The sequence below is a fragment of the Streptomyces sp. NPDC031265 genome (assembly GCF_055570295.1).
Genome location: NZ_JBVIHM010000021.1, coordinates 59,383 through 75,720, shown reverse-complemented (window position 1 = coordinate 75,720; position 16,338 = coordinate 59,383). Strand labels below are relative to the sequence as shown.

The following is a 16,338-nucleotide window of genomic DNA, read 5'->3' as shown; positions in this document are numbered from 1 at the left end:
GGGGGGAGAGGGGAGGGGGGGGGGGGGAGGGGGGGGGGGGGGGGGGGCGGCCCCCCCCCCCCCCCCCCCCCCACCCCTTCACTGCGCTCCGGGCCGGACCAGTCCGCTCTCGTACGCGTACACCGCCGCCTGGACTCGGTCGCGCAGCCCCAGCTTCGTCAGCACATGGCCGACGTGCGTCTTCACCGTCGTCTCGCTGACGAACAGATCCGCGGCGATCTCCGCGTTGGAGAGCCCGCGCGCCACCAGCTTCAGGACCTCGACCTCGCGGTCGGTCAGCGTGTGCAGCGTGTCCGGGACCGGCTCCTCGCCCGAGGGCAGATGGTCCGCGTACTTGTCGAGCAGGCGGCGCGTGATCGACGGGGCGAGCATCGCCTCGCCCGCCGCGACCACCCGGATCGCCTGCACCAGCTCATTGGCGGGCGCGTCCTTCAGCAGGAAGCCGCTGGCCCCCGCCTTGAGCGCCTCCACCACGTACTCATCGAGGTCGAACGTGGTCAGCACCAGCACCTTCGCCGGGCCGTCCTTGCCCGGGCCGCTGATCTGCCGGGTCGCCTCCACACCGTCCATCCGGGGCATCCGGATGTCCATCAGCACCACATCGGGCTGGAGCGCCCGCACCTGGTCGAGGGCCTGGAGACCGTCACCGGCCTCGCCCACCACCGCGATGTCCTGCTCGGCCTCCAGGATCATCCGGAAACCGGTGCGCAGCAGCGGCTGGTCGTCGACCAGTAGGACGCGGATAGCCACGGGAACTCCTCATCAGGATTGCTTGACCGGGTCCATTCTGCCCTGCTCATCCTGCGCCACCCCGGGTGGGAGCACCGGTAGCGGCTGTGCTCACCCGGGGGCGACCCCCGGACCCCCGGCCGGGTCGGCGCACTTCAGCCTGCAGAATCCCCGGCCGGGATCAAAGGAAGCGGATAAGCCGGGGGAGTCCCCCCGAATTCGGGGCAGACCGCCTGGTGGTCGCACCAGCCGCACAGCTTGCTCGGCCGCGGCCGCCAGTCGCCCGTCTCCGTGGCCAGCCGGATCGCCTCCCACAGAGCGTGCAGCTTCCGCTCCACCTGGTGCAGATCCGCCTCCACCGGGTCGTACGTCAGCACGTCACCGCTGCCCAGGTACACCAGCTGGAGCCGGCGCGGCAGCACGTTCTTCAGCCGCCACACCACCAGCGCGTAGAACTTCATCTGGAACAGCGCGCCCTCCGCGTACTCCGGACGCGGGGCCTTGCCCGTCTTGTAGTCGACGATGCGGACCTCGCCGGTCGGCGCCACGTCGACCCGGTCGATCACCCCGCGCAGCCGCAGCCCCGACTCCAGCTCCGTCTCGACGAAGAACTCCCGCTCCACCGGCTCCAGAAGCGTCGGATCCTCCAGCGAGAACCACCGCTCCACCAGCCGCTCGGCATCCGCCAGCCACTTGGTCAGCCGCTCGCCCCCGGTGTCCTCGGCGAACAGCTCCGTCAGCTCGGGCTTCGACTCAAGGAGCCGGTCCCACTGGCCGGGGATCATCGCCTTCGCGCGCGGAGCGGTCCGCTCCGCCGCCGGGTCGTCGAAGAGGCGCTCCAGCACCGCGTGCACCAGCGTGCCGCGCGTCGCCGCCTCACTCGGCTTCTCGGGGAGCTTGTCGATCACCCGGAACCGGTACAGCAAGGGGCACTGCATGAAGTCGTTCGCCCGCGACGGCGACAACGACGCGGGGCGCTGGGCCGCCGCGGCCCCTCCGGTGCTCGTATCCATGACACAGACCCTACGACCCGCCACTGACAGCGAGCGGAATACCATCGACGACGAGCCCCCTCACACTGCATGATCGAGACAGAAGCACCGACGAAGGGACACCGTGGACGAGAGCGGCGACAGCAAGAGGCCGCAGTCCGGCGCGGGGGACGACGGTCCCGGCGCCGCGCCCGACAAGGGCAAGTCGCCCCGTGGACCGGAGCCGGGCGGCGGAATCCTCATGGGGCGCCCGTTCGGCGTGCCGGTCTACGTCGCACCCAGCTGGTTCCTGGTAGCCGCCCTCATCACCTGGGTCTTCGGCGGCCAGCTCGACCGCGTGCTGCCCGAGCTCGGCGCCGCCCGCTACCTCGTCTCACTCTTCTTCGCGGTCGCCTTCTACGCCTCGGTGCTGGTCCACGAGCTGGCCCACACCGTCGCCGCGCTGCGCTTCAAGCTCCCCGTGCGCCGTATCCAGCTCCAGTTCTTCGGCGGTGTCTCCGAGATCGAGAAGGAGACCGAGACCCCGGGCCGCGAGTTCGTGCTCGCCTTCGTCGGCCCGCTGCTCTCCCTCGTCCTGTCCGGCCTTTTCTACATCGGGATGCTGGCCGTCGAGCCCGGCACCGTCCCCGGCGTCCTGCTCGCCGGGCTGATGATCTCCAACCTGATCGTGGCGGGCTTCAACCTGCTGCCCGGCCTGCCGCTGGACGGCGGCCGGATGCTCCGCGCCGTCGTGTGGAAGATCACCGGCAAGCCCATGAGCGGCACCGTCGCCGCCGCCTGGGTCGGCCGCGCCCTCGCCGTCACCGTCCTCATCGGCCTCCCGCTGCTCACCCAGACCGGCGCCCTCGGCAACGCGCCCGAAGAGGTCGACGGCATGGACACCGTCACCGACGCGCTGCTCGCCGCGATCCTCGCCGCGATCATCTGGACGGGCGCGGGCAACAGCCTGCGGATGGCCCGGCTGCGCGAGCACCTGCCGGAGCTGCGCGCCCGCAACCTCACCCGCCGGGCCGTCCCCGTCGAGTCGGCCACCCCGCTCTCCGAGGCGCTGCGCCGGGCCAACGAGGCCGGGGCGCGCGCCCTGGTCGTCGTCGACGGCCAAGGCGACCCCACCGGCCTCGTCCGCGAGGCCGCCATCGTCGGCGTACCGGAACACCGCCGCCCGTGGGTCGCGGTCAGCGGGCTCGCCCAGGACCTCACCGAGGGCATGCGCGTCCCGGCCGAGCTGGCCGGCGAACCGCTCCTCGACAAGCTCCGCGCCACCCCCGCCACCGAGTACCTGGTCGTCGAGGAGACGGGAGAGATCTACGGAGTGCTCTCGGCGGCCGACGTCGAGAAGGCCTTCGTGGCGGCGATGGCCCGGCCCACCCCGTAAACGCACCGGCGGCCCCCGTATCCGCGCAGGCCGTGGCGTTCCGCGGTCAACAGGGCCGGTACCCTGTTCGTATGTCCGAACCGACCGGTGCCGCCCGCCGTCGCGGGCCCTTCAAGGTCGGGGACCAGGTCCAGCTCACCGACCCCAAGGGACGCCACTACACGTTCACGCTCGAAGCCGGGAAGAATTTCCACACCCACAAGGGTTCCTTCCCGCATGACGAGCTGATCGGTGCTCCCGAGGGCAGTGTTGTCCGTACCACGGGAAACGTCGCCTACCTCGCGCTGCGCCCCCTGCTCCCCGACTTCGTCCTGTCCATGCCCCGCGGCGCCGCCGTGGTCTACCCCAAGGACGCGGGGCAGATCCTGGCCTTCGCCGACATCTTCGCCGGCGCCCGCGTCGTCGAGGCCGGGGTCGGCTCGGGCTCGCTGAGCGCGTTCCTGCTGCGCGCCGTCGGCGACCACGGAATGCTGCACTCCTACGAGCGCCGCGAGGACTTCGCCGAGATCGCCACGCAGAACGTGGAGCGCTACTTCGGCGGACCGCACCCCGCCTGGCAGCTCACCGTCGGCGACCTCCAGGACAACCTGTCGGACACCGACGTCGACCGCGTCATCCTCGACATGCTCGCCCCCTGGGAGTGCCTGGACGCCGTGTCCAAGGCGCTGGTGCCCGGCGGCATCCTCTGCTGCTACGTGGCCACCACCACCCAGCTCTCGCGCACCGTCGAGTCCATCCGGGAGATCGGCTGCTTCGCCGAGCCGCAGCCCTGGGAATCGATGATCCGCAACTGGCACGTCGAGGGCCTGGCCGTCCGCCCCGACCACCGGATGATCGGCCACACCGGCTTCCTGGTGACCGCCCGCCGCCTCGCGGACGGTGTGGAGCCCCCGATGCGCCGCCGCCGTCCCGCCAAGGGCGCGTACGGAGACGACTACGAGGGCCCCAACAAGGACTGACGGGCCCGTCAGCTCAACGCACCGGCGCCGCCGCCGAGTTCCCGGACACTCCGGGGAACTCGGCGGCGGCGCTTTTCCGTTGGGCGTACGGGGCACGGCGACGCCAAGCGGGCGCAGAACCTCCGGACCCCGCTGTTCCGCCCGACTGTGACGTGTGGCACGATGCTGGCCACTCCCACCACCCGCACCGCCCTTCACAGGAGACCTCCCGCGTGCAGACTGCCGCCGTCCCCGAGCTCGCGCACACCCACGCCCGCCCGGTGCACTGGCTGGCCACGGCCGCAGTGATGGCCGGGGTCGTGGCGCTGGCCGGCTGGCTGCAGCCGGACGCCGCCAAGGCCTCCCAAGGGGCCGCGGGCTCCCGCGTGGCAGCGGCTCCGGCCCCCGACGCGGCGGCCGTCGCCTACCCGCTCCAGTGCGGCACGGTGGGCACCCAGGTAGCGGCCCTGGCGGCGGGGGACCTCGACGGCGACGGCAGCCCCGAGACCGTGGCCGTCGTCCACTGCCGGGCCGGCTCGGGCACCCCGCCGAGCGGGATCTACGTCCTGACCCGGCCCGCCGTGAAGGGCGCCCCGCCGCGCCTGGTGGCGACGCTGGCCGACCCCCGTGAGAAGTTCGGCGTCTCCGGCCTCGCGGTCCAGGACGGAACGGTCACGGCCACGCTGCTCGGCTACTCGTCGCCGAGCGTGCCACGCTGCTGCCCCGACGAGGAGCGGAAGACCAAGTGGCGCTGGCAGGGCGGGAAGTTCGTCCGGAGCACCCAGTCCCAAGCGCTGGGTGCCTGATCCGTCACCTAGCGTACGTACTTCCTTACGTACGGTCTCAGTCGGCGTCCGGCCCGTACACCTCGGTGCTGTCCGAAACCCGTCGTACGTGAATGCAGTCGCCCGGGCAGTCCTTCACCGAGTCGACGACGTCCTGGAGCAGCGGCAGCGGGACCGGCGTCACGGCGCCCGGCGACTGCAACAGCTCGTCCTCGGCGCTCTTCACATAGGCCAGGCCATCGATGTCCAGCTCGAAGACCTCGGGCGCGTACTGGACACAGATCCCGTCGCCGGTGCAGAGATCCTGGTCGATCCAGACCTCAAGAGCGTCGTTCATGTCGCCTACCGTTCGTGCGCGGTGCTGTGTTCGTGCGGAGTGCCCCACCGGCCGGGACGGCCGAGCAATCGGCACCAGTCCTGACGGGTGTTGACCGACTCGACGATACAACCGCCCGCTTTCCGATGTTGATGGGTGGGTATTCCCCTGGCGTGAGGGAGAGCGCAAGGGTGAAGATCGGACACACCCCGCAGTCTTTGTGATCTAGGGGTTTCAATCACCACCCGCCCAGGTAGGGTCAGGAAGCGTCCAGCTCCCCTTGGAGGAGGTGAGGACCGTGGCAGCCCACGACGACGACATCAACCGCGGCATCCGGCCCGGGCGGGGGTCTGAGGACCCAGCCGGCCAGGTTGCCTATCTAGAGCAGGAAATCGCCGTCCTGCGACGCAAGCTCGCCGACTCTCCGCGTCATACGAGGATTCTCGAAGAGCGGATCGTCGAGCTGCAGACCAACCTGGCGGGCGTGTCCGCGCAGAACGAGCGGCTCGCCAATACGCTCCGCGAGGCCCGGGACCAGATCGTGGCCCTCAAGGAGGAGGTCGACCGGCTCGCACAGCCGCCGGCCGGCTTCGGTGTCTTCCTGCACGCCAACGAGGACGGCACCGCCGACATCTTCACCGGGGGCCGCAAGCTCCGGGTGAACGTCAGCCCCAGCGTCGAGCTCGACGAGCTCCGGCGCGGCCAGGAAGTCATGCTCAACGAAGCGCTCAACGTGGTCGACGCCATGGAGTTCGAGCGCGCCGGGGACATCGTCACCCTCAAGGAGATCCTTGAGGACGGCGAGCGCGCCCTGGTGGTCGGGCACACCGACGAGGAACGGGTGGTCAGGCTCGCCGAGCCGCTGCTGGACGCCACCATCCGCCCCGGCGACGCCCTCCTGCTCGAACCCCGCTCCGGCTACGTGTACGAAGTGGTCCCCAAGAGCGAGGTCGAGGAACTGGTCCTCGAAGAGGTCCCGGACGTCGACTACGAGAAGATCGGCGGACTCGGCGGCCAGATCGAGATGATCCGCGACGCGGTCGAGCTCCCCTACCTCTACCCGGACCTCTTCAAGGAGCACGAACTGCGGCCGCCCAAGGGCATCCTGCTCTACGGCCCGCCCGGCTGCGGCAAGACGCTCATCGCCAAGGCCGTCGCCAACTCGCTCGCCAAGAAGGTCGCCGAGGTCACCGGCCAGCCCGCGGGGAAGAGCTACTTCCTCAACATCAAGGGCCCCGAACTCCTCAACAAGTACGTCGGAGAGACCGAGCGGCACATCCGCCTCGTCTTCCAGCGAGCCCGTGAGAAGGCCAGCGAGGGCACCCCCGTCATCGTCTTCTTCGATGAGATGGAGTCCCTTTTCCGCACCCGCGGATCCGGCGTCAGCTCGGACGTGGAGAACACCATCGTCCCCCAGCTGCTCGCCGAGATCGACGGTGTGGAGGGCCTGGAGAACGTCATCGTCATCGGCGCCTCCAACCGCGAGGACATGATCGACCCCGCGATCCTGCGGCCCGGCCGGCTCGACGTCAAGATCAAGATCGAGCGCCCGGACGCGGAGGCGGCCAAGGACATCTTCGCCAAGTACCTCACGGCGTCCCTGCCGCTGCACGCGGACGACCTGTCCGAGCACAGCGGTTCCAAGGACGCCGCGGCACACGGGATGATCCAGTCCGTCGTGGAGCAGATGTACGCGGAATCCGAGGAGAACCGCTTCCTGGAAGTCACCTACGCCAACGGCGACAAGGAAGTCCTCTACTTCAAGGACTTCAACTCCGGCGCCATGATCCAGAACATCGTGGACCGGGCCAAGAAGATGGCCATCAAGGCCTTCCTCGACCACAACCAGAAGGGCATCCGCGTCTCCCACCTCCTCCAGGCCTGCGTGGACGAGTTCAAGGAGAACGAGGACCTGCCCAACACGACCAACCCCGACGACTGGGCCCGTATCTCCGGAAAGAAGGGCGAACGGATCGTGTTCATCCGTACCCTCGTCACCGGAAAGCAGGGTGCGGACACCGGACGCTCCATCGACACCGTGGCCAACACCGGTCAGTACCTGTAGCACACAGGGCGGCTGCGGGTGCCCGACCGGGGCATCCGCAGCCGACTGCTTTTCCGGCCAAAAACAGGCCACAGACAGACCAAGAGCAATGACGGAATTGATCTCCCCACCAGCGCAAAGGCGTTCTAGGCTCTTCCGTACCGCCGAGTCGCGCAGTGCGGGGACGGGCACCGCACACGCACCGGAGAAACAGCGGTACTTGAGCGACGCTCCCGGAGGGGAGCGCCGCCGGGCAAGGAGGGCCGCATGACCGTACGGCGAGTAATGGGCATCGAGACGGAGTACGGCATCTCCGTCCCCGGCCACCCCAATGCCAATGCCATGCTCACCTCGTCCCAGATCGTCAACGCCTACGCGGCGGCGATGCACCGGGCGCGCCGCGCCCGCTGGGACTTCGAGGAGGAGAACCCGCTGCGGGACGCCCGCGGCTTCGACCTCGCCCGCGAGGCCGCCGACAACAGCCAGCTCACCGACGAGGACATCGGCCTCGCCAACGTCATCCTCACCAACGGGGCACGGCTGTACGTCGACCACGCCCACCCCGAGTACAGCTCACCCGAAGTCACCAACCCGTTCGACGCGGTGCTCTGGGACAAGGCGGGCGAGCGCATCATGGCCGAGGCGGCCGAACGCGCGGCGCAACTCCCCGGCGCCCAGCCGATCCACCTCTACAAGAACAACACCGACAACAAGGGCGCCTCCTACGGCACGCACGAGAACTACCTGATGAAGCGGGAGACCCCGTTCAGCGACATCGTGCGCCACCTCACCCCGTTCTTCGTCTCCCGCCAGGTCATCACCGGCGCCGGCCGCGTCGGCATCGGCCAGGACGGCCACGAGCACGGCTTCCAGATCAGCCAGCGCGCCGACTACTTCGAGGTCGAGGTCGGCCTGGAGACCACCCTCAAGCGCCCCATCATCAACACGCGCGACGAGCCGCACGCAGACGCGGAGAAATACCGCCGACTGCACGTCATCATCGGCGACGCCAACCTCTCCGAGATCTCGACCTATCTCAAACTCGGTATGACGGCCCTGGTCCTCTCGATGATCGAGGACGGCTTCATCAACGTCGACCTCGCCGTCGACCAGCCGGTCCGCACCCTCCACCAGGTCTCCCACGACCCCGACCTGCGCCACCTCGTCACCCTGCGCAGCGGCCGCACGCTCACCGCCGTACAACTCCAGATGGAGTACTTCGAGCTCGCGCGCAAGTACGTGGAGGAGCGGTTCGGCGCGGACGCCGACGACCAGACCAAGGACGTCCTCGGCCGCTGGGAGGACGTGCTCAACCGGCTGGAGAACGACCCGATGAGCCTCTCCGGCGAACTCGACTGGATCGCCAAACGGGAGCTGATGGAGGGCTACCGGCGGCGCGACGGCCTCGGCTGGGACGCGGCCCGGCTGCACCTCGTCGACCTCCAGTACGCCGACGTACGGGCCGAGAAGGGCCTCTACAACCGCCTGGCGGCCCGCGGCAAGATGAAGCGGCTCCTCGACGAGCCGGCGGTCTCCCGGGCCCGTGCGAAGCCCCCGGAGGACACCAGGGCGTACTTCCGCGGCCGCTGTCTGGAGCAGTACGCGGACGACGTCGCCGCGGCCTCCTGGGACTCGGTGATCTTCGATCTGCCGGGCCGTGACTCGCTCCAGCGCGTTCCAACCCTGGAACCGCTTCGCGGAACGCGTAATCACGTCAAGGAGCTGCTCGACCGCTGCCGGACGGCCGAGGATCTGGTCCGGGTGCTCTCGGGTGGCTGACCGGGGCTGAAAAGTCGTCGGCGTGGGAAACACAGAGGTAGGCCCCGCACGTTCCACCAAGTGCGGGGCCGATGTCAGGCCCTGCTTGTAGGGTCTGATCAAGGACATCGAACCGAGCGGGGTGAGGTAGATGGCGACCAAGGACACCGGCGGCGGACAGCAGAAGGCCACGCGTTCCACCGAGGAGGTCGAGGAGCAGACCCAGGACGCGCAGGCTTCGGAGGACCTCAAGGAGCGCCAGGAGAAGCTCTCGGACGACGTCGACTCGGTGCTGGACGAGATCGACGATGTCCTGGAGGAGAACGCGGAGGACTTCGTGCGGTCCTTCGTTCAGAAGGGTGGACAGTAGTCCACGGATGTGAACGGCGGGGGGGTGTGTCCGAGGGGGCGACGGCTCCCCTCGGCGGGGGCGGCACGCGGTGCGCCCAACCCGCCTTTCCGCCCTCGCCGTTCATGTGGATCACCGCCACGACACGGGTAAGGTCCGTGGCGTACGGTGCTTCAACTGCAATTCGGCCATCGGCAAGTTGGGAGACGATCCCGACGCAGTTCGTCGGGCTGCCGCCTACCTGGAGGGAATCTCGTGGAAGCCAACACTCGTGGCACAGGGCGTCTACCAGCTGCCTTCCTGACGCCGGGCTCGTCCTCGTTCATGGACTTCCTGTCCGAGCACTCGCCCGAGATGCTGCCCGGCAAGCGGGTGCTGCCGCCCGTGCAGGGGCATGTGGAGGCGCCGCACGGCACGACCATCGTGGCGGCGACGTTCCCCGGCGGCGTGGTGCTCGCCGGTGACCGGCGGGCGACGATGGGCAACATGATCGCCCAGCGCGACATCGAGAAGGTCTTCCCGGCGGACGAGTACTCGGCGGTGGGTATCGCCGGTACCGCGGGTCTCGCCGTGGAGATGGTCAAGCTCTTCCAGCTGGAGCTGGAGCACTTCGAGAAGGTCGAGGGTGCCACCCTCTCCCTGGAGGGCAAGGCCAACCGCCTCTCCACCATGATCCGCGGCAACCTCGGCATGGCCATGCAGGGCCTGGCGGTGGTCCCGCTCTTCGCGGGGTACGACGTGGACCGCGAGAAGGGCCGCATCTTCTCGTACGACGTCACCGGCGGCCGCTCCGAGGAGCACGGGTACGCCGCCACCGGCTCCGGTTCGATCTTCGCCCGCGGCTCGATGAAGAAGCTGTACCGCGAGGACCTGACCGAGCAGCAGACCACCACCCTGGTCGTCCAGGCGCTCTACGACGCGGCGGACGACGACTCGGCGACCGGCGGTCCCGATGTCGCCCGCCGGATCTATCCGATCGTCACCGTCATCAGCGACGAGGGCTTCCGGCGGCTGACCGAGGCGGAGTCCTCCGAGATCGCCCGCTCGATCCTGGAGCGGCGTCTGGAGCAGCCCGACGGCCCGCGCGCCGCGCTGCTCTGAGGCCGCTGAGATGACCCCGCCACTGACAGAAAGGGACGGATAGCCGGTGTCGACGCCGTTCTATGTCTCACCCCAGCAGGCCATGGCCGACCGTGCCGAGTACGCCCGCAAGGGCATCGCGCGCGGCCGCAGCCTGGTCGTGCTGCAGTTCGCCGACGGCATTGTCTTCGTCGGCGAGAACCCGTCCCGTGCGCTGCACAAGTTCAGCGAGATCTACGACCGGATCGGCTTCGCGGCCGCCGGCAAGTACAACGAGTACGAGAACCTCCGGATCGGCGGTGTGCGCTACGCGGATCTGCGGGGATACACCTACGACCGCCACGATGTGACGGCCCGTGGTCTGGCCAACGTGTACGCGCAGACGCTGGGCACCATCTTCTCCAGTGTCGGCGAGAAGCCGTACGAGGTGGAGCTGGTGGTCGCCGAGGTCGGGGCGACGCCGGAGGAGGACCAGATCTACCGGCTGCCGCACGACGGCTCGATCGTGGACGAGCACGGCTCGGTCGCGGTCGGCGGCAACGCGGAGCAGATCAGCACGTTCCTCGACCAGCGCCACCAGGACGGCATGTCGTTGGCGGAGGCGCTGAAGCTGGCCGTGCAGGCCCTGTCGAACCAGACCAACGGTGCCGAGCGGGAGATTCCCGCGGAGCGTCTGGAGGTCGCGGTGCTCGACCGGACGCGGCCGCAGCAGCGGAAGTTCAAGCGGATCGTCGGTCGTCAGCTGTCCCGTCTCCTGCAGACGGCAGAGGCGAGCGCCGAGCCGACCGAGGTGCCGTCGGACGACGACGAAGAGTAGAGACGAGTAGAAGCGTCGGCCCAGTCGACGTGAAGGCCTGTGCCTCGCCGTTCGTCACGGCGGGGCACAGGCCTTTTCCGGTTCAGGCCGCGGGCGGGGCCGTGGAGCCGCGCACGATCAGGGTGACGGGCAGGTCGCCCGCTTCGGGCTCGCGGCCGTCCAGGACGGCGAGCAGTGCGGCCATGCCGCGCTCGCCCACCTGCTCGGCGGGCAGCTGGACGGTGGTGAGCTCGGGTTCGAGGGCGGTGGCGAGGGCGAGGTCGTCGAATCCCGCCACCGAGATGTCGTCGGGGATGCGCAGACCGAGCCGTCGGGCGGCCTTGCAGGCCCCCGCCGCCAGGATGTCGTCGTCGCAGACGAGGGCGGTGGGGCGGGCGCCGGGGCGGGTGAGGGCGTGTTCGGCCGCCTTGCGGGCCGCGTCGACGGTGAGTGCGGAGGGCACGGTCAGGACTTCGGCGCCGGGTGCCCGGCGCAGTGCGTCCTCCAGGGCCCGGCCGCGTACGTGGAAGGTCCAGGAGTCCACGGCGGAGGCGAGGTGGGCGAATCTGCGGTGGCCGAGGCCCAGCAGATGCTCCGTCACCTGCCGTATGCCGTCGGCGATGTCGAGGTTGACGCGGGCGGCGGGGCCGGCTTCGGCGGGGTCGCTGTCGAGCATCACGAGGGGGAGGTCGGTGCCCTGGATGCCGGCGAGGGCGTCGGCGGCCATGGAGGAGGCGATGACGCCGTCGAGGGCGGCGCGGGCGGAGTCGAAGGGGTCGCGGGCGGGGCCGACGCCCTCGGGGGAGGGGTAGAGGACGACGCCGAAGTCGTGTTCGGCGGCGACGCGGGCGGCGCCGGTGTAGACGCGGGCGAAGAACTCGTTGGTGAGGGCGGGGACGACGAGGAGGGCGGTACGGGTGCGGCCGAGGCGCAGGCTGCGGGCGGCGAGGTTGGGCCGGTAGCCGAGTTCGCGGGCCGCGTCGCGGACGAGGGCGGCGGTCCTCTCGGAGACGCGGCCGCGCCACTTGTCGCCGAGGACGAGGGAGACGGTGGCCTGGGAGACCCCGGCCGCGCGGGCGACGTCCCGGCTGGTCGGCTGGGTCTTCACGGGGTCCTCCGGCAGGGTGTGGCGGCTGGGTGCCCTGGGTCCGGGGTGGACCCGGGGGTTGTCGACATGGTACGTATGACGTCGGACGTTATACGTAAAACTAATTCAACCGAGAGGCGACATGGCGGCGGGATATCTGGAGATCCTCCGGACGCGGCACGCCGCGCGACTGCTGGTGGGGACGCTGACGGGGCGGCTGCCGAACGCCACCGCGGCCATCGCCGTGGTCCTGTTCGTCCGTGCGGAGGGCGGCAGCTACCCGCTGGCGGGCGCGCTCACCGCGGTGTACGGCGTGGCCACCGCGGCCGGGCAGCCGCTGCTCGGCCGGGCCGTGGACCTCTACGGGCAGCCCCGGGTGATGCTGCCGGCGTCGGTGGCCAGCGCCCTGGGAATGGCCGTCCTCGCGTTCAGCGGCATCGACCCGGTCGCGGTGGCGTACGCGGCGATGGTCGTGTCCGGGTTCTGCACACCGCCGCTGGAGGGCGGACTGCGGGCGCTGTGGCCCGGCGTCCTGACCCGCCAGGACCAGGTGCACACCGCGTACGCGATGGACGCGATAGCCCAGGAGGTGATGTTCACGGTCGGCCCGCTGCTGGTCACCCTCGGCATCGCCCTGTGGTCGCCCGCCACCGCGCTGGTCGCGATCAACGTGCTCGGGGTGCTCGGCGCGCTCTCGGTGGTCCTCTCGGAGCCCTCGCGCGCCTGGCGCTCGGCCCCGCGCGAGGCGCACTGGCTGGGCGCACTGCGCTCCACGGGGTTGCTCGCACTCCTCGGAGCCTTCTTCTTCGTCGGCCTCGCGCTGGGCGCGATCATCGTGGCGGCGTCGGCCTACGCCGACGACCACGGCCGAGACGCGGTCTACGGCTGGCTGATGGCGGCCAACGGCCTCGGGGCGCTGCTCGGCGGTCTCGTGTACGGGGCGCGCCAGTGGGCCGGAACTCCTGAGAAACGGCTGATTTCGCTCGTCGCGCTGCTCGCGGTCGGCTATCTGCCGCTGATGCTCGTCCCCGGTGTCGTCCCCATGGTGGGACTGGCCGTGGTGTCCGGGCTCTTCCTCGCGCCGTGCATCGCCTGCGCGTTCATCGTGGTCGACCGGCACGCCCCGCGCGGCACCGTGACCGAGGCGTTCTCCTGGCTGGTCACCGCGTTCGGAGTCGGCACCGCGCTCGGCACGGCCGTCGCCGGGCCCGCCGTCGAACTCGGCGGCAGCGCGGCGAGCTTCGCCGTCGCGGGCGGCGGCGGAGCGGCCGCCCTCCTGGTGCTGCTCACCACCCGACGGGTCCTCGCAGCTCCCGGGCGTACGGAAAGTGTCGCGGCAGTTGACCAAAATGATCCAACCCGTGCTGCCGAACCCGGTTTCAGCTGAGGGCATCGGGCGTAATGTTCAGTCATGGACCGCCGCATTTTCGGGCTGGAGAACGAGTACGGCGTCACGTGCACGTTCAGGGGACAGCGCCGACTGTCACCTGACGAAGTGGCGCGCTACCTCTTCCGCCGTGTTGTGTCATGGGGCCGCAGCAGCAATGTCTTCCTGCGGAACGGCGCCCGCCTCTACCTCGACGTGGGTTCGCATCCGGAATACGCAACTCCCGAATGCGACAACGTGACCGAGCTGGTCACCCACGACAAGGCCGGCGAGCGCATTCTCGAAGGCCTGCTCGTCGACGCCGAGCGCCGCCTGCACGAGGAGGGAATCGCGGGCGACGTCTATCTCTTCAAGAACAACACCGATTCCGCGGGAAACTCCTACGGGTGCCACGAGAACTATCTCGTGGCCCGGCACGGCGAGTTCTCCCGGCTGGCGGACATCCTCATCCCGTTCCTGGTCACCCGTCAGCTCCTGTGCGGGGCGGGCAAGGTCCTCCAGACCCCGCGCGGCGCGGTCTACTGCGTCAGCCAGCGCGCCGAGCACATCTGGGAGGGCGTCAGCTCCGCGACGACCCGCTCGCGCCCGATCATCAACACCAGGGACGAGCCGCACGCGGACGCCGAGCGCTACCGGCGCCTGCACGTGATCGTGGGCGACTCCAACATGTCCGAGACGACCATGCTGCTCAAGGTCGGCGCCACCGACCTGGTGCTCCGCATGATCGAGGCGGGCACGGTGATGCGCGACCTGACGCTGGAGAACCCGATCCGGGCGATCCGCGAGGTCTCGCACGACATCACCGGCCAGCGCAAGGTGCGCCTTGCCAGCGGCCGGGAGGCCTCGGCGCTGGAGGTGCAGCGGGAGTACTACGAGAAGGCCGTCGACTTCGTGGAGCGCCGGGGCATCCGCACCGGCACCGTCGACCAGGTCCTGGAACTGTGGGGCCGCACGCTCGACGCGATCGAGGCCGAGGACCTGGACCGGATCGGCACCGAGATCGACTGGGTCATGAAGTACCAGCTGATCGAGCGGTACCGGGCGAAGAACAACATGACCATGTCGCACCCCCGGGTCGCCCAGATAGACCTGGCGTACCACGACATCCACCGTCAGCGGGGGCTGTACTACCTGCTGGAGCGCAAGGGCCAGGCGGCCCGGATCTGCAACGACCTGAAGATCTTCGAGGGTAAGTCGGTGCCCCCGCAGACCACTCGGGCGCGGCTGCGCGGCGACTTCATCCGCCGGGCGCAGGAGCAGCGGCGGGACTTCACCGTCGACTGGGTGCACCTCAAGCTCAACGACCAGGCGCAGCGCACCGTGCTGTGCAAGGACCCTTTCCGTTCCGTCGACGACCGGGTGGAGAAACTGATCGCCGGTATGTGACCGGGAAGCGACCGGCAACGTGAACACGGGCCCCGTACGTTCCTCGTACGGGGCCCGGAGTACGCCTTAGAGTGGCGGGCAAACTACCGTGCCGTCTGAGATCTGAGGAACACGTGCGCCGACTTGCCGGCCTGCTCGCCGTCCCGCTGCTGCTGATTGCCACAGCCGCCTGCGGAAGCGACGACAAGGGCTCCGACTCCACCTCCGACTCCACCTCGATGAAGAACGGCCTGCCCGCCATCACCGCGGGCGCCAAGTTCGGGGAGAAGCCGACCCTTGCCAAGGGTGAGGGCACCCCGCCCAAGGCCCTCAAGGTGAACGTCCTCAGCGAGGGCAAGGGCGCGGCGCTCAAGAAGAACGACGCCGTCTCCGTGAACTACCTCGGCCAGGCCTGGGACTCGGACAAGCCGTTCGACAACAGCTTCGACCGCAAGGAGCCGTTCACGCTGACCCTCGGCGCCGGCCAGGTCATCAAGGGCTGGGACCAGGGCCTGGAGGGCCAGAAGGTCGGCAGCCGCGTCGAGCTGGGCATTCCGCCGGAGCTGGGTTACGGCGCGCAGGGCCAGGGCGACATCAAGCCCAACGCCACGCTGGTCTTCGTCGTGGACATCGTGAAGGCGACCACCATCCCGGCCTCCGCCAAGGGCAAGGAGGTCGCGCAGGAGGACAAGGACCTGCCGAAGGTGGGCACCAACACCGACGGCAAGGCGCCGACGCTGACCGTCCCCAAGACCGACGCGCCCAAGAAGCTGGTCTCCAACTACGTGCTGGAGGGTGACGGTGACGTGGTGAAGGACACGGACAGCGTGGTCCTGGCGTACGAGGGCGTCCTGTGGAAGGACAGCAAGAAGTTCGACAGCACCTACGACCAGGGCAAGACGCAGACCTTCGCGCTGCCGAACCTGACCCTCAAGGGCCTCAAGGCCGGTCTGATCGGCAAGAAGGTCGGCAGCCGCATCCTGGTGGTCGTTCCGCCGGACCAGGGTCTGGGCGACAAGGAGCAGTCGGGCATCCCGGCCAACTCGACCATGGTCTTCTCGATCGACATCCTGGCCAAGATGTGACGGTGAAGATGTAAGACTGTCCGGGTTGCCCTGCACGTATTCAAGAGGAGCAGTTCAGTGAGCATCGAGAAGCCCGAGATCGACTTCCCCGGTGGCGAGCCGCCGGCGGACCTTGAGATCAAGGAGATCTGGGAGGGCGACGGCGCCGTCCCCCACGGCGGCGACCTCTTGGAGGTCCCCTCCGTTGGCGTCGCCTTCTCCCCCAGCGAGGAGGTCTACACGTCCCGGAACCACGGCAAACCGATGGGGGTC

Annotated in this window: 15 protein-coding genes and 2 pseudogenes; 13 read left to right on the top strand and 4 right to left on the bottom strand. The window is 69.5% G+C overall.

Annotated elements, in window-relative coordinates; translation table 11 throughout:
* Positions 1-78: 78 nt before the first annotated feature.
* Together ACZ499_RS27690 and ACZ499_RS27685 are read right to left on the bottom strand one after the other, a co-directional pair.
* A complete protein-coding gene (locus tag ACZ499_RS27690) occupies positions 79-750 on the bottom strand; it encodes a response regulator (RefSeq protein ID WP_053723497.1) in 672 nt (223 codons plus the stop codon).
* Between the two features lie 134 nt (positions 751-884).
* The gene (locus tag ACZ499_RS27685) at positions 885-1,742 is read right to left on the bottom strand and encodes a RecB family exonuclease (protein WP_385545978.1); all 858 of its coding nucleotides are present in this window, start codon (positions 1,740-1,742) and stop codon (positions 885-887) included.
* A 103-nt stretch (positions 1,743-1,845) separates the two neighbouring features.
* Between ACZ499_RS27685 and ACZ499_RS27680 the strand changes: the two genes are divergently transcribed.
* From ACZ499_RS27680 to ACZ499_RS27670, 3 genes are all read left to right on the top strand, one after another.
* On the top strand, positions 1,846-3,096 hold the full coding sequence (locus ACZ499_RS27680) for a site-2 protease family protein (protein ID WP_468678903.1): 1,251 nt from the start codon (positions 1,846-1,848) through the stop codon (positions 3,094-3,096).
* A 71-nt stretch (positions 3,097-3,167) separates the two neighbouring features.
* Positions 3,168-4,055: a tRNA (adenine-N1)-methyltransferase gene (locus tag ACZ499_RS27675; protein ID WP_328313834.1), complete on the top strand. Its 888-nt coding sequence runs from the start codon at positions 3,168-3,170 to the stop codon at positions 4,053-4,055.
* 212 nt (positions 4,056-4,267) lie between these two features.
* Positions 4,268-4,840, top strand: coding sequence for a hypothetical protein (locus ACZ499_RS27670; protein ID WP_468678900.1), 573 nt, complete (start codon positions 4,268-4,270; stop codon positions 4,838-4,840).
* 37 nt (positions 4,841-4,877) lie between these two features.
* Here ACZ499_RS27670 and ACZ499_RS27665 read toward each other — a convergent pair whose 3' ends face one another.
* Positions 4,878-5,156: a ferredoxin gene (locus tag ACZ499_RS27665; protein ID WP_468678899.1), complete on the bottom strand. Its 279-nt coding sequence runs from the start codon at positions 5,154-5,156 to the stop codon at positions 4,878-4,880.
* 277 nt (positions 5,157-5,433) lie between these two features.
* Between ACZ499_RS27665 and arc the strand changes: the two genes are divergently transcribed.
* From arc to prcA, 6 genes and pseudogenes are all read left to right on the top strand, one after another.
* Positions 5,434-7,200 carry a proteasome ATPase gene (gene arc, locus ACZ499_RS27660; RefSeq protein WP_468409188.1) on the top strand — a complete coding sequence of 589 codons (1,767 nt, stop codon included), beginning with the start codon at positions 5,434-5,436 and terminating at the stop codon, positions 7,198-7,200.
* A gap of 246 nt (positions 7,201-7,446) precedes the next feature.
* Entirely contained in the window at positions 7,447-8,958 is a 1,512-nt protein-coding gene (gene dop / locus ACZ499_RS27655; RefSeq protein WP_385541836.1) for a depupylase/deamidase Dop, read from the top strand.
* 130 nt (positions 8,959-9,088) lie between these two features.
* Positions 9,089-9,307 (top strand): ubiquitin-like protein Pup, encoded by a 219-nt coding sequence (locus tag ACZ499_RS27650; RefSeq protein ID WP_030356241.1) that lies wholly within the window; start codon positions 9,089-9,091, stop codon positions 9,305-9,307.
* A gap of 85 nt (positions 9,308-9,392) precedes the next feature.
* Positions 9,393-9,590 (top strand): annotated as a pseudogene (locus ACZ499_RS27645) (endonuclease domain-containing protein); the annotation flags it as partial.
* Positions 9,542-10,387, top strand: coding sequence for a proteasome subunit beta (gene prcB / locus ACZ499_RS27640; protein WP_101387504.1), 846 nt, complete (start codon positions 9,542-9,544; stop codon positions 10,385-10,387). The pseudogene ACZ499_RS27645 and the gene prcB, both read left to right, overlap by 49 nt.
* Before the next feature lie 46 nt (positions 10,388-10,433).
* A complete protein-coding gene (gene prcA / locus ACZ499_RS27635) occupies positions 10,434-11,183 on the top strand; it encodes a proteasome subunit alpha (protein ID WP_468678892.1) in 750 nt (249 codons plus the stop codon).
* 82 nt (positions 11,184-11,265) lie between these two features.
* Here the strand turns inward: prcA and ACZ499_RS27630 are convergent, their stop codons facing one another.
* Positions 11,266-12,270, bottom strand: coding sequence for a LacI family DNA-binding transcriptional regulator (locus ACZ499_RS27630; RefSeq protein WP_468678890.1), 1,005 nt, complete (start codon positions 12,268-12,270; stop codon positions 11,266-11,268).
* Positions 12,271-12,391: 121 nt separating this feature from the next.
* Here ACZ499_RS27630 and ACZ499_RS27625 point away from each other — a divergent pair, with 121 nt between their 5' ends.
* The 4 genes and pseudogenes from ACZ499_RS27625 to ACZ499_RS27610 form a co-directional block, all read left to right on the top strand.
* Entirely contained in the window at positions 12,392-13,636 is a 1,245-nt protein-coding gene (locus ACZ499_RS27625; protein WP_468678888.1) for an MFS transporter, read from the top strand.
* Between the two features lie 24 nt (positions 13,637-13,660).
* On the top strand, positions 13,661-15,022 hold the full coding sequence (pafA, locus tag ACZ499_RS27620) for a Pup--protein ligase (RefSeq protein ID WP_101387501.1): 1,362 nt from the start codon (positions 13,661-13,663) through the stop codon (positions 15,020-15,022).
* A 113-nt stretch (positions 15,023-15,135) separates the two neighbouring features.
* Positions 15,136-16,086: an FKBP-type peptidyl-prolyl cis-trans isomerase gene (locus ACZ499_RS27615; protein ID WP_468678886.1), complete on the top strand. Its 951-nt coding sequence runs from the start codon at positions 15,136-15,138 to the stop codon at positions 16,084-16,086.
* A 57-nt stretch (positions 16,087-16,143) separates the two neighbouring features.
* A pseudogene (locus ACZ499_RS27610) lies at positions 16,144-16,338 on the top strand (FKBP-type peptidyl-prolyl cis-trans isomerase); the annotation flags it as partial.

What these genes read in the sequence shown, in the direction of transcription:
- ACZ499_RS27665 (WP_468678899.1), bottom strand. Translation starts at nt 5,156, where the DNA reads ATGAACGACGCTCTTGAGGTCTGGATCGACCAGGATCTCTGCACCGGC.
- ACZ499_RS27685 (WP_385545978.1), bottom strand. Translation starts at nt 1,742, where the DNA reads ATGGATACGAGCACCGGAGGGGCCGCGGCGGCCCAGCGCCCCGCGTCG.
- ACZ499_RS27675 (WP_328313834.1), top strand. Translation starts at nt 3,168, where the DNA reads ATGTCCGAACCGACCGGTGCCGCCCGCCGTCGCGGGCCCTTCAAGGTC.
- ACZ499_RS27650 (WP_030356241.1), top strand. Translation starts at nt 9,089, where the DNA reads ATGGCGACCAAGGACACCGGCGGCGGACAGCAGAAGGCCACGCGTTCC.
- pafA (WP_101387501.1), top strand. Translation starts at nt 13,661, where the DNA reads ATGGACCGCCGCATTTTCGGGCTGGAGAACGAGTACGGCGTCACGTGC.
- dop (WP_385541836.1), top strand. Translation starts at nt 7,447, where the DNA reads ATGACCGTACGGCGAGTAATGGGCATCGAGACGGAGTACGGCATCTCC.
- ACZ499_RS27625 (WP_468678888.1), top strand. Translation starts at nt 12,392, where the DNA reads ATGGCGGCGGGATATCTGGAGATCCTCCGGACGCGGCACGCCGCGCGA.